The organism is Xanthomarina arctica (assembly GCF_014638915.1).
Classification (GTDB): domain Bacteria; phylum Bacteroidota; class Bacteroidia; order Flavobacteriales; family Flavobacteriaceae; genus Xanthomarina; species Xanthomarina arctica.
Genome location: NZ_BMFQ01000001.1, coordinates 48,835 through 61,362, shown reverse-complemented (window position 1 = coordinate 61,362; position 12,528 = coordinate 48,835). Strand labels below are relative to the sequence as shown.

Annotated in this window: 11 protein-coding genes; 2 read left to right on the top strand and 9 right to left on the bottom strand. The window is 31.7% G+C overall.

Annotated elements, in window-relative coordinates; all coding sequences use genetic code 11:
* Nucleotides 1-9 precede the first annotated feature (9 nt).
* Nucleotides 10-804, bottom strand: a complete 795-nt coding sequence (gene nadE, locus IEV77_RS00290) for an NAD(+) synthase (RefSeq protein ID WP_188460714.1) — start codon at nucleotides 802-804, stop codon at nucleotides 10-12.
* Nucleotides 805-897: 93 nt separating this feature from the next.
* Here nadE and gldB point away from each other — a divergent pair, with 93 nt between their 5' ends.
* Entirely contained in the window at nucleotides 898-1,860 is a 963-nt protein-coding gene (gldB, locus tag IEV77_RS00285) for a gliding motility lipoprotein GldB (RefSeq protein WP_188460713.1), read from the top strand.
* Nucleotides 1,861-2,193 carry a gliding motility protein GldC gene (gene gldC / locus IEV77_RS00280; protein WP_188460711.1) on the top strand — a complete coding sequence of 111 codons (333 nt, stop codon included), beginning with the start codon at nucleotides 1,861-1,863 and terminating at the stop codon, nucleotides 2,191-2,193. It abuts the gene before it with no gap.
* Nucleotides 2,194-2,224: 31 nt separating this feature from the next.
* Here the strand turns inward: gldC and aqpZ are convergent, their stop codons facing one another.
* From aqpZ to IEV77_RS00245, 8 genes are all read right to left on the bottom strand, one after another.
* Nucleotides 2,225-2,944: an aquaporin Z gene (aqpZ, locus tag IEV77_RS00275; RefSeq protein ID WP_188460709.1), complete on the bottom strand. Its 720-nt coding sequence runs from the start codon at nucleotides 2,942-2,944 to the stop codon at nucleotides 2,225-2,227.
* A gap of 92 nt (nucleotides 2,945-3,036) precedes the next feature.
* Complete coding sequence (locus tag IEV77_RS00270) at nucleotides 3,037-4,641, bottom strand: mechanosensitive ion channel family protein (RefSeq protein WP_188460707.1); 1,605 nt, start codon at nucleotides 4,639-4,641, stop codon at nucleotides 3,037-3,039.
* Between the two features lie 97 nt (nucleotides 4,642-4,738).
* On the bottom strand, nucleotides 4,739-5,542 hold the full coding sequence (locus IEV77_RS00265) for a DUF2490 domain-containing protein (protein WP_188460705.1): 804 nt from the start codon (nucleotides 5,540-5,542) through the stop codon (nucleotides 4,739-4,741).
* Between the two features lie 63 nt (nucleotides 5,543-5,605).
* Nucleotides 5,606-6,646 (bottom strand): HAD family hydrolase, encoded by a 1,041-nt coding sequence (locus IEV77_RS00260; protein ID WP_188460703.1) that lies wholly within the window; start codon nucleotides 6,644-6,646, stop codon nucleotides 5,606-5,608.
* Nucleotides 6,647-6,959: 313 nt separating this feature from the next.
* Nucleotides 6,960-7,784 carry a hypothetical protein gene (locus tag IEV77_RS00255; protein ID WP_188460701.1) on the bottom strand — a complete coding sequence of 275 codons (825 nt, stop codon included), beginning with the start codon at nucleotides 7,782-7,784 and terminating at the stop codon, nucleotides 6,960-6,962.
* Between the two features lie 291 nt (nucleotides 7,785-8,075).
* Nucleotides 8,076-8,360, bottom strand: a complete 285-nt coding sequence (locus tag IEV77_RS17415) for a hypothetical protein (protein WP_229736548.1) — start codon at nucleotides 8,358-8,360, stop codon at nucleotides 8,076-8,078.
* A 16-nt stretch (nucleotides 8,361-8,376) separates the two neighbouring features.
* Nucleotides 8,377-9,615, bottom strand: a complete 1,239-nt coding sequence (locus IEV77_RS00250; protein WP_229736547.1) for an arylsulfatase — start codon at nucleotides 9,613-9,615, stop codon at nucleotides 8,377-8,379.
* A 556-nt stretch (nucleotides 9,616-10,171) separates the two neighbouring features.
* Nucleotides 10,172-12,331 (bottom strand): DUF748 domain-containing protein, encoded by a 2,160-nt coding sequence (locus tag IEV77_RS00245; RefSeq protein ID WP_188460699.1) that lies wholly within the window; start codon nucleotides 12,329-12,331, stop codon nucleotides 10,172-10,174.
* Between the last annotated feature and the right edge of the window lie 197 nt (nucleotides 12,332-12,528).

The window sequence follows — 12,528 nt, the reverse complement described above, 5'->3', positions numbered from 1 at the left end:
CATATTTTATTATTTATTTCTTAAATTATTTGGAATTACACAAATAGGTATCCGGTTCATTTTGTGAAGGTTAGCATTGTTTAGGCGTTTATATATTTTAAATACCTCAAGCTCCCTACCTTTAAAGTCATCTACAGTTTTATTTTCTTCAACCATTTTCATAGCCCATTCCAATTCAGGATAAGAGGCTCCAATTTGGTCTTCGTCACTTCTAGCGTCTCCAAATAAGCCATCACTTGGAGCGGCATTTATAATAGATTCAGTTACCTGTAGCGCTTGTGCTAATTGGTAAACTTCAGATTTTAATAAATCGGCTATCGGACTTAAGTCCACACCACCATCTCCATATTTTGTATAAAATCCAACCCCAAAATCTTCTACTTTATTTCCAGTTCCAGCCACTAATAATTTCTTCAGACCAGCATAGTAATATAAGGTCGTCATACGTAATCTAGCTCTTGTGTTTGCTAAAGCCATGTCTACAACTACTTGTTCACCTTGTAAAGAGACTTCGGTTTTAAACTCTTCAAAAACAGGTGTTAAATCGGCTCTAAGGTGACTTACATTTTTATAAGCACGCTTTAGGTTTGTAATGTGTTCTTGGCCTCTTGTTACATGACTTTGTGCTTGATGGATAGGCATTTCAATGCAAAGAACATCCAATCCTGTTTTAGCACATAAAGCCGAAGTTACAGCAGAATCTATGCCTCCAGAAATCCCTACAACAAAACCATTCACTTTAGCGTTTAAAGCATAATCTTTTAGCCATTTTACAATATGATCAACTACTTTTTCTGTTTGCATTTTAAATGAATTTTAATCAAAGAACCTTACCTTTGTCGAACAAAAGTAAAAGAATAGCCTTATTAATAAAAATTAACCGCCTTTAAGTTTTATATGAAGAATTTTAGTTTGCTATTATTAATCCTTTTTTCTGCTTTTTCTTGCAAGAAAGATAACCAAATAGAAAAAGAGATAGCTGATATTAAGGTAGATCTTGTTATTGAAAGATTTGATAAAGCTTTTGGGGAAACAACAGCTGAAAATCTGGGCGAAACAAAGAGAGCTTATCCTTTTATGTTTTCGGAAAAATATCCAGATTCTTTTTGGTTAGATAAAATCAACGATACCCTACAACAACAATTAACTGCTGAAACTGAGCGTGTTTTTACAGAATTTAAAGAAGAAACCATAGACATTAAAAAACTGTTTCAACATCTTCATTATTATTTTCCAGAATTTCGTACTCCTCGAGTTGTCACTACGCTTTCCAATGTGGATTATAGAAATAAAGTGATAGTAACAGATACTATTGTTTTAATATCAATAGACACCTATTTGGGGAGTGAACATGAATTCTATCAAGGCATTCAAAGTTATTTAAGGCAGAATTTCAATAAAGACCAAGTAGTGGTCGATATGGCTGGAGCTTATGCTAATAATTATATTTTTCAGCAGCATTTAAAATCGTTGTTAGACGAAATGATTTATTACGGAAAAGAACTTTATTTTAAAGATGTGGTTATTCCTTTTAAAACAGATGCTGAGAAAATAGGGTATACCCCAGAACAAATAGAATGGGCTGCATCCAATGAAGCTGAAGTTTGGCGCTTTTTTGTAGAAAATGAATTACTGTTTAGTACAGATTCTAAACTTCCTAATAGATTTATCAATCCTGCTCCTTTTTCGAAATTTTATCTAGAAGAAATCGACTCAGAATCTCCTGGACAAATGGGTCGCTATATGGGTTGGCAAATAGTTAGAGCATTTATGGAACATAATGATGTTTCTTTAAAAGACATGCTTCAAATGGAGCCTATGGATATTTTTAACAATTCGAATTTTAAACCAAAAAAATAAATGGCAAATAAAACATCTACAATTCAACTTAAAATTGAATTAGACGACAATAAAGTACCAGAAAAATTACATTGGACCGCAGAGGATGGTGGTATAAATAATGAAGAAGCCAAAGCGATGTTATTATCTGTTTGGGATAGTAAAGCTCAAGAAACGTTAAGAATTGATCTTTGGACGAAAGATATGCCAGTTGAAGAAATGAAATTATTTTTTCATCAAACACTTGTGGCTATGAGTGAAACGTTTCATAATGCGACTCAGGACGAAAAAATGACTGCAACCATGAAGGATTTTTGCGATTATTTTGCTGAAAAATTAGAGTTAAAAAAATAGAGGAAGTTTTTAGCTTCCTCTATTTTTAAGTTTAGTCTTTTAAAACAATTTCTTTTGGATTAGGAACCAAATATTTATAGACTAATCCAGCTAGAATAGCACCAATAATAGGAGCCACCCAGAACAACCATAATTGTCCCATAGCTTCTCCTCCAACAAATAAAGCCTGACTAGTACTTCTTGCAGGATTTACAGAGGTATTTGTAATAGGAATGCTTATCAGGTGAATTAAAGTAAGGGCTAAACCTATGGATAAGCCAGCAAAACCTACTGCAGCATTTTTATGAGTAGCTCCAAGAATCACTATTAAGAACATAAAAGTCATTACAACTTCGGTAACAAGTGCAGAAGTCAAATTATAATTTGTTCCATAAGGAGAATCTCCATAAAAATTTGATGCAAAGGCACCAGGACCAGAAAATCCGTTAAAGCCTTCAGCACCACTAACAATAAGGTATAAAACTCCTGCACCAGCAATACCACCAAGAACTTGGGATATAATGTAGCCAGGTAATTCTTTTCCATCGAAACGGCCACCCATCCAAAGACCTATTGAGACTGCTGGATTAAAATGAGCGCCTGAAATATGACCTAAAGCATAGGCTCCAGAGAGAACAGTTAATCCAAATGCTAATGAAACGCCAACAAATCCAATTCCGAGTTCTGGAACTCCTGCTGCAAGAACAGCACTTCCACAACCTCCAAGCACAAGCCAGAAGGTTCCAATAAATTCAGCTAATAATTTTTTCATGTTTTTAAAAAAGTTTAGTTAGTAATATAATGATTGGTAGTAAATTAGAGTTCAATATACAAAAAAGAGGGTTTCAAAAATGAAAATTTATTTTAACTCTCGTTTTCTAAAGGTGTATTCCATTGATCTTTTGGGACTACCTTTGGGATCTCGGTATCAGCAACATAAGACGGTGTCATAATTTGCACGTTATTTTCATTAAAAACATCTAAAATGTTTTGATTTAAGACGGAATAAATGTTATTAATATTCTGTATGTCAGAACAGTAAGCGTTTATTTCATAATTGACAGCATAATCTGCTAAATCTTTTTTAAGCACATAGGGAGATGGGGTTTTTAGTAAACCTTCGGTTCTATTAGCCGCTAGTTTTAACATGGCATCTACTTGTCTCCATGGAGTTTCGTATCCTATTCCAACCTTCGTATGCAAGATAATACCCGTTTCCTTTGCTTTATTAGAGTAATTTGTAATCTTATTATTTAACAAGATGGAATTTGGTAACACTATTTCTTCGTTTTTATGTGTACGTAAACGCGTAACCAATAATTTTTGTTCCTCCACAAAACCAATTTGATTTTCTACTTCTATCATATCTCCAACTTTAAAAGCGCTTCTATAAATCATAGAATATCCTGCAATTAAATTTCCTATAAAAGAAGAAGATCCTAAAGAAAATAAAACACCAATAAAAACCGATAGACCTTTAAATGCTACAGAATCTGATCCTGGAATGTATGGGTAAGCCATAACTAGAGCAAAGGCAATGATGAAAAATCTAATAATTTTGTAGGTAGAAAATGCCCAATCCGGATTGAAATCATGAATAACAATACCTCCATCTTTTATTCCTGAAAAGAAAAGTTTTATTAATCTTAACAAGTACTTAGTGATGAAAAAAATGATGGCTATAAAAATAAACTTCGGAATGTATTCGACAAAGGCTCTGCCAAATTCAATTAATGGATCGAAAATTATTTTGTGAACATATTTTGAAAAGGCATTGGTCCAAGGGAAAAGACTAAGAACATAGTCAACTAATGCAACAACAAAAAATAGTATGATAACAAGTCTAAAGGTATCTAAAAACACATGAAAAACTTTCCATAAATGACCAGATTTAATGAGGTTAAATGAAATATTTTCAACCGATTTTATTCTTGACTCAATTTTCTTTTGTAACCATTTTTTAAAGCGTTTAATAATCCAAAGTAGCACAAGGAATATCGCTAATAGAATAACACAAACAATAATGGCTTGTTTTAGATTTTTTAATAAAACGGGTTTGCTTCTATCGTGTCTGTATTTTTCAATGGTTGTTTTGATATTTAGTTTAACAGCTTCAGCTAGATCGAGTCTATCTAAATCTTCAAAAGAGGCATCAGAATTGAAAATTTGAATGATAGGTATTTTATTGGCGTAGATAACAGAATGTTCTTCTAACTCGATTATTTTAATGGAGTCAGGAGAGAATGTATAATCATTCGCAACAGCTATAATCCTTTCAGTAATCTTAGTGGCCCGTTTTTCTGCAGGATAGGAGGAAACCCCTCTAACATTAAATAACTCGTTACCATCGACTATAATTGGTGCAGAATTGATTTTTAAATCTGGGTGATCTTGATGCTTTGTTAATTGGTCTTGGCTAAAAGTTGCGGAAGTTAAAAGGAACCCTATTAAAAAAAAAGCAAATGTCATTTTGGAATGCTCAGGGCTTTTCCTATTGAAAAAATTCATGAATACATTCATATAATTTGAATTTAAACGTAAATAATTAGTAGGTTACTTTTTGATGCTAATCAGATTTCGGGATTTGTTTTAATTGTTTTTCTTTCGATTTGTTTTTTAATTGACCGCTATAAACTCGAATTCTTAAAATAAATTCACTTGAATTATTGCTGGTTTCAGTAGTGTTTTTAGATTCATTAAAGATTAAATATAATTCAAATCTCCAATCATTTTTAAGTTGATATCCTATTCCTGGTGAAATTCGCACCAAGTCGTTATAACTATCAGATTTTTTTAGATTAAAAAACATTTCAAAGCTTAATGGAAAATAAATGCCCTCCGTAAATTCGACAAGGTGTTTTTTCCATTTCAAGACTGTGGATATTCTATATCTAATTCTATATCCTGCTGTCCAACCAGAACCATCAAAAGTTGTCTGGAATCTTTCTTCTAAACGAACATAATTCTTAAAATCAAAGTGCCTTATTAATGCTGGAACGGTAAATTTAAAACCTTGTATGAATCTTATTTCTAAATTGTCGTCTGCATTGTAATTATCTGTAAAAATGGTTCCTAGTCCTAATTCAAAGGATTCAATTAAAGGGTTTTTTAGCTTTAAAAATTCAGGTTGGGTTTTATGAGGAAACGATAGTGTTGAAATAGCTAAAAATTTATTATAAACCTTAGGTGTTATTTTTCTAAAACCAATTTCGGTGTTTAATATTTTTGTGCTATCTACTCTGTTTTTAAAATTATAATCTATCCAAATCTGTTGATTCACTTTTACATCTTGTGCTGTAATACTATCTTGAGCTTTAACTTGTAAGCAAAACAAAATAACCCACAATAAAAGTAGATGTTTATGCTTCATGTGGGTTATAATTCATTTAAGTAAACCGGATAATTCGTGATTATATTTCTAAAAACAAGGAACTTAATTCATTTGAAACGGGTAAATAACATTCCAATCGTTTTTCATATCAATAACAGTCCAACCTTTTTCGTTTGCTTCATCAAGGCCTTTATCTAAACGACCAATATGCGATTCTCTATCATAAGACCATTCTCTTTCATCATCGGTGTGGTGTAAATAAAGTTGAAAAGAAGGGTATTTGTTAGAATCTGTGTATTGTAACATTGGTAAATCTCCATCTGAATTTCCAGAAGCAAACACAGGTTTCCTTCCAATAAATTTATTAATACCTACTGGTTTTCCATTGCCATCATTAATAAAATCGATTTTTGAAGTGCGTTTAATTACAGGGTTTCCGTTGTTATAATCAAATTCGGTAGCAATACTGCTTCCTACAACTTGATCTTTTGGAATACCATAAACTTGTTCTACCCAAGGTCTCATAAACTCAATGCCACCACCAGAAACAATAAAAGTTTTAAAATTGTTAGCTCTCAAATAGTTTAACAACTCTAACATAGGTTGAAAAACTAATTCAGTATAAGGTCTATCAAATTTGGGGTGTTTAGCAGTTGCTATCCAATCTGTGACTATTTGTTCAAATTCCGCCGTATTCATTCCTACATGCGAAGCCATCATTATTTCAAGAATTCCATGTTCTCCTGAAGCAACCAAAGTTTTCATATCATCTTCTATAACAGATTTAAAAGGTTGTTGGTTTGCCCATTCTGGATGTTCTGGAGCTAAAGCTTTTACGCGATCCATGGCAAATTGTAACTGAAAATATATAGGTTGCTCAGACCATAAGTTACCATCATTATCAAAAGTTGCAATACGATCTACAAGAGGAATAAAGCTTTCACTTTCTGTATTTGTAACATCTGTAACATAATCGATGATTGCTTGTTTAGTAGCGCCATCATTCCATGAAGGAAGCGGATCTGCAATTATAATTTCTGCTTCAATGATTTCGGATGTATCATTCGTTTTAGTAGTCTCATTTTTGCAAGAGGAGAATAAAATAAATGAGAGGAAAAGGATAGAAATAAATTGTGTTTTCATGGTTCGAGTAAATTATAAACTAAATAGTAAGAATAATTTTCAACTTGACTTCCTTATTATCTATAAATTGGTTAATGTTTTGATTAATAGTAAATCAGATTCGAATATACAATAAAAGTAAATTTTAATAAACTTGAAATTTCTTTAGTTTCTTAAAAAGAAACTCTAATCCTTAAAGTTAAGATTTTTTTTGAGTTAATAAAAGTAACATTTTATTAGATAGAGTTTTAAAGGATCTAAAATCTAACAAGTAAAGGCATTAAAAAAAGCGTGTCAATGGTAACACGCTTTTTTATTCTTTGTAACAGATGTTTTATTTAGGAAAAACAAGAACAAAACTTGCTCTTACACCAAAATCTGGTTTGCTTTCGCTGTTAGAAAATATAGTAGGAATACGTGGTCCTATCTGTACTTGTACTATTTGTTTACCTAATTTAGTAACCGCGTTTACATTTGGTATTAAATAAGATGTATTACTATTTCCTGCCCAATTAAATGTGTTTTCAGAGCTTATACCTAAACCAGCTCCAGATTTCCAGTTATACACTAAGAAGAATTGCAAAAACATTTGGCTAACATCAGCAGAAGCACTTGGTCCTATAACAGACCATAATTGATTTGCAAGCATACCATAAGTTAGGCCATTAGCTTGTTTTAAAACGATAACAGTTGGTCCCACACCTGTTTTATCAGTTCCTATATATTCATTATTTGTTGGTAAAAGAAAGGCAGGTCCAGCTCCCCAAATAATTCCATTTTTTACTTTTGTAGGTGATACCCATGAACTTATCGTAGTATTACCAATACCTGTTTGACTTGAGCCAGGAGCTGTAACGTTGTATTGTGATACGTATGGTACAATAACACGGTTAATTAAATTTAAGTTTTCAGAAAGTTTTAATGGAATTACTGGTTGAAAATTCAAGGTGTTTCTTGTTCCATTTAGGCTTCCAATTCCAAAATCTGTATTGTTTTGAAATGGAACACTAATTAAATTAGCAATTGGATTTGCCAATTTTTTTGCTAATGCCGCTGCATCTTCTGTATCCGATTTAGGTGCTTCTGCTTCTTTATCTTGAGCAAACATACCTACGGTCATAAAAAGCGACAGTAAAAGAGTGATTTTTATAGATTTCATATTTTTGTAAATAAAGTTGTTTGCAAATATAAATTGATATTTTAAATGGCATTAGTTTATTAGCTAGAATTTTAAAAACTTTGTATTTTATTTGCTGTTTACTCTTGCTATATAGTTATGGGGTAGTATCCTAGCCGTGTTGTTTTTACTGTTTTTTTAGTGATTATTACAATTCTAATCTTTATATAAAGTTAAAAGGAATGCCCTTAAAATGTTTATAATTACTCAGCGTATTTTAAAGTAAATAAAAAAGCAGGCTAAAAGCCTGCTTTTTTTAATTTATATATTTATTTAATGACTTCCGGCAGATTTTAAAGCATTCATGGTGTCTCCTAAATTAAAACTAGCCGCTTTCATTCTTGGTGGAAATTCTTGAAAAGTTGCAATAAATTGCCCTACATAATCCGCAGCAGGTAACAATAAATAGACATGATCAAGGTACCAATCCCAATATGTATTAGAAGTAGTTGTTGCTAATTCATACGGGTCTCTTCTTAAGTTATATAGCCAAGGTATTCTTGTGGTTACCATTGGTTTAGACCATGTGTCTAAAGTTCCTTCAGAATTTTGGTGCATAAATGTTACTTTCCAGTCATGGAAAACATAAAGCCATTAATTCACCATCGTCAGAAAAATAGAACAATTCTTTACGAGGTCCTGTTTTTTCTACACCAGTTAAATAAGGTAACATATTATAACCATCTAAATGTACTTTGTATGAACGTCCGTTTTCAGTAACACCTTTTAAAAGTTGTTGCTTGATGTTTGGATTTCCAGCAATAGCTAAATAGGTTGGAAACCAGTCCATTCCTGAAATGATTTCATTTGAAACAGAACCTGACTCAATTTTACCAGGCCAACGTACCATTGATGGGGTTCTCCAACCACCTTCCCAATTGGTGTTTTTCTCACCTCTAAAAGGGTTAACACCTGCATCTGGCCAAGTATTCTTGTGTGGGCCATTATCAGTACCATATTGTACAATGGTGTTATCTGCAACACCTAATTCATCTAATAAATTCAATAATTCTCCAACATGCATATCATGTTCAACCATTCCATCGCCATATTCATCTTGCCCCGAAATACCGCGATTTGAATCTTTAACGTGTGTTCTAAAGTGCATACGGGTTCCATTCCACCAAACAAAAAATGGTTTCCCTGATGAAACTGCATTTCTGATGAATTTTTTTGCAGCAGCAACAGTTTCGTCATCTATGGTCTCCATGCGCTTTTTTGTTAAAGCACCAGTATCTTCAATTTGTCCATTTGAATACGAATGAATGACACCGCGAGGGCCATAGTTTTTCTTGAAATTTGGATATAAAGCCGGGTCTGGGTAATCTTCCAATTCTGGTTCTTCCTCTGCATTTAAGTGATATAAATTACCGAAAAACTCATCAAAACCATGGTTAGTTGGTAACATGTGATCAAGATCCCCCAAGTGATTTTTTCCAAACTGCCCTGTTGTATAACCTAAGGGTTTTAGCATTTCTGCAATTGTTGGGTCCTTTTCAGAAATTCCTTCTTTTGCTCCAGGCATTCCTACTTTACTCAAGCCAGTTTTTAGAACACTTTGTCCTGTAATAAAAGATGAGCGACCTGCAGTACAACTTTGCTCAGAATAATTATCGGTAAAAATCATTCCTTCGTTTGCCACTCGGTCAATGTTTGGAGTTCTGTAGCCAACAAGTCCCATAGTGTAGGCGCTAATATTGGATTGACCAATGTCGTCTCCCCAAATAACTAAAATATTTGGCTTTTTGTTTTGTTGGGAAATTGATAATAGTGGTATGAGAATTAACAATACTCCTAATGATAGTTTTTTCATATTTAGATTATTGATTAGTATTCATTTTTATAAAATTAAGGATTTAATTTTGAAAATCTATAATTGTAATTGTGTTTTTTATGTTTAAAACCCTGATTTACATTGTAAACAAGCGCGTGTTGCTTCGACGCTTGCCTCCTCTCATTGAGCATAGATTAATAAAATTAAGGCATCGCCTTAATTATTGAAAAAAATAAATAAAACAGAAATTGAAAAAGTTAACAATTGTTAATAGGACTGAACTCTTTTAAGGATTTTAGATAGTGAGACAGCAGTTATATTTGCGTAATTAGTCACCTGTTTAAATAAGTAGATTTTAGGAAATCAATGGCGGATTTTACAAGATTTATTTAGCATATTTCGGGCGTCATTAATATCCTAAAGTTTATCATTAAATGATTCTTTTAGAATAAAAACAAACATTTTCTAAAAATATGATCTTGTTTTTCACAAATTTTGGGTTGATAATAGTTGCTAAATTTTTAATTGAAGGATGTTACCTATGTTTTTATGGGTTTCCATCTGCTTTAATTACATTTCTATCATCTATCATCTATCATCTATCATCTAACATGTTATATGTCATTTTGAATTTGGAATTTGACCCGGAATGTTCAGGCTCTTTTGGATCTGCTACTATGACTTGTATTTTTGTGAAAGGATTCTTTTCAAGCAAATAATCTTGGGTGTTTTTTATAAGTTTTGAATTGTAATCGTTCACTAAAGAATCTAAGTTTTGATTGGTACTCCATCTTAAAACCGCATCTTTAACAGAAAGGGAATCGCTTTCTACTTTAGCAAATAGAAAAGTTTCAAAACCTTTAAGGTCATGCAGATAATCTTTTTTTGTTTCTATATTATAAAGAGAGCCTACTTCAGCCATAGCAATGGCTTCTTTTTGTAAATTTAAATCTGCAAAATGAACTATTTCAATTTTAAGGCCTTCTTTTCTGTTTTCTAAATCAATTAATTTATTAAGTTGTTTTATTGATTTTTCTGAAGGAATGGTGTCTGTATAGGTCAATGTTATTTCCTCCAATTCTTTAGGGTCACCATCTACTAATCCAGCTAAGAAATTTATGGGTCTAGCAGCAGTTTTAACAATAAGGTTTTTAAAGGTAGTCCAAACAATTTTTCCAACATTGATGGAGGGATCGTTTAAGTCTCCTCGAACTGGAACATCTAGATTAACATCGCCATTTTTATCTTTTAATAAAAATAAGGCAAATTTTAATGGCAATTTGTAAAGTCCTTTTTCATTACTAGAAATAGCTACACTTTTAATCAATAATTTGTTTTCACTTGTTATCGTGCCGTCAGTTATTTCGGTTTTGGTATTATAGTAAAAATCACCTTCTAAAATATCGTGCCCCATATAATGGTTGGAATAGATATTTATATCTGATAGTAAGAATTTTTCAATGGTAATATTTATTTCGGCATTATCTGTATTCTGTGGATTAACACCAATTTTCGCATTTAAAGTACCTCGATTGTTTAGAAGCATATCCGAATAGATGTTCACCCACTTGGAACTACTAAAAATACTGTCTGACTCCATTTGAATCTGGCTTAAATGGTAATCAAATTCTTCACCAGTAAGATTATCTGTATAATCTAAAACTCCATTGTTTAGATTCAAATGATTTATGGCATAATATATCTTATCTGCACTTGAGTCGATTGATGATCTATCTGCTATTGTTGTCGTGGAAGCATTTTGATTAGACTCGTTCAGTTTGAATATTTCGAATAAATTATTGGAAATGGAATCTAAATGAAAAAAAGTATAAGTGTCGTTAATATTTAAAGAATCGATAACATAAGTACTATTGGCGTAGTCTATTTTCTGTAAAGCAACTTTTAGATTTTTTGCAGCAAGGAATTTCTTGTCTTGTTTGTCCGTCATTTCAAAATCGTTAATGGTCACTTTCCCTGAAATAATAGATTTTATAGCCTCATTAATATTACCTGAAATGTATATTTGAGAATTTAATTTACCATTGAAACTATTGATATTAGCGTATTCAACAACATATTTATAAAAGGCATCTAAATAAAGTTCATTAACTGCAATGTTAGCATCAAATTCACCATCGACAGGATTAACATTAAAACTAGATGTAATAGAACCTCCTTTTTTTAAATTGAATTTCACATCGACATTGCTTTTTTTTTCTTGGTTCCAACCAATAAACGGGATAAAAAAAGACAGATCTTCTATATCAGTAATGTTGTCAATGTTTCTGTCGTTATAAATAAATTGGGCATTTTTTAATTCTAGGTTGGAAAGAAAGTATTGGAAAGGTTCGGTATCTTCAATTTTGGTGCTATCCGTATCCAAAGTGTGAAACTTAATTAAATCATCAAAATTAAAAGATGAGTCTTGCAGGATAGTATTCACAATAAGACCTTTTAAATAAACCTGTTCGAGTACTTTTTCATTTTTAAAATAACGATAGATTTCTGTATCGATAATTAGGGAGTCAAAGCTTACAAAATTAGTGACATTATCAGGCTCAAACATTTTAAAATCGGTGATTTTAAGAGTTCCCGTAAAATAGTTCAGTTTAAAATCGTCGAAATCTATTTGTCTACCAATAAGTTCTTTGCTGTTTTTAATGACATAACTTTTAATGCCCATAGGCAAAAAGATAAGTATAAGTAATATTAAAATACATAGAACGATACTTGATCTAATAACTATTTTTTTCATGATGAATTGGAGATAGATTCAATTTTCAAAGCTTTTAATCAGATGAATCTTATAGTTTATGTAATATAACAATGTTGCTTCTTGGTTTAATAAATTTAAAAACATAAAGCTGTAAATTGTCTATATAAAATAAAAGATTCATTCACAACAAAGGTATGAACTTAATTGAACTAAGAAATATTAGAGGCTTAAAAAAG

Bases quoted from the DNA above. Each gene is read 5' to 3' on its own strand.
- IEV77_RS00270 (WP_188460707.1), bottom strand. From the start codon at position 4,641: ATGACATTTGCTTTTTTTTTAATAGGGTTCCTTTTAACTTCCGCAACT.
- aqpZ (WP_188460709.1), bottom strand. From the start codon at position 2,944: ATGAAAAAATTATTAGCTGAATTTATTGGAACCTTCTGGCTTGTGCTT.
- IEV77_RS17415 (WP_229736548.1), bottom strand. From the start codon at position 8,360: ATGCACCAAAATTCTGAAGGAACTTTAGACACATGGTCTAAACCAATG.
- gldB (WP_188460713.1), top strand. From the start codon at position 898: ATGAAGAATTTTAGTTTGCTATTATTAATCCTTTTTTCTGCTTTTTCT.
- IEV77_RS00260 (WP_188460703.1), bottom strand. From the start codon at position 6,646: ATGAAAACACAATTTATTTCTATCCTTTTCCTCTCATTTATTTTATTC.
- nadE (WP_188460714.1), bottom strand. From the start codon at position 804: ATGCAAACAGAAAAAGTAGTTGATCATATTGTAAAATGGCTAAAAGAT.
- IEV77_RS00250 (WP_229736547.1), bottom strand. From the start codon at position 9,615: ATGAAAAAACTATCATTAGGAGTATTGTTAATTCTCATACCACTATTA.
- IEV77_RS00265 (WP_188460705.1), bottom strand. From the start codon at position 5,542: ATGAAGCATAAACATCTACTTTTATTGTGGGTTATTTTGTTTTGCTTA.
- IEV77_RS00245 (WP_188460699.1), bottom strand. From the start codon at position 12,331: ATGAAAAAAATAGTTATTAGATCAAGTATCGTTCTATGTATTTTAATA.
- gldC (WP_188460711.1), top strand. From the start codon at position 1,861: ATGGCAAATAAAACATCTACAATTCAACTTAAAATTGAATTAGACGAC.
- IEV77_RS00255 (WP_188460701.1), bottom strand. From the start codon at position 7,784: ATGAAATCTATAAAAATCACTCTTTTACTGTCGCTTTTTATGACCGTA.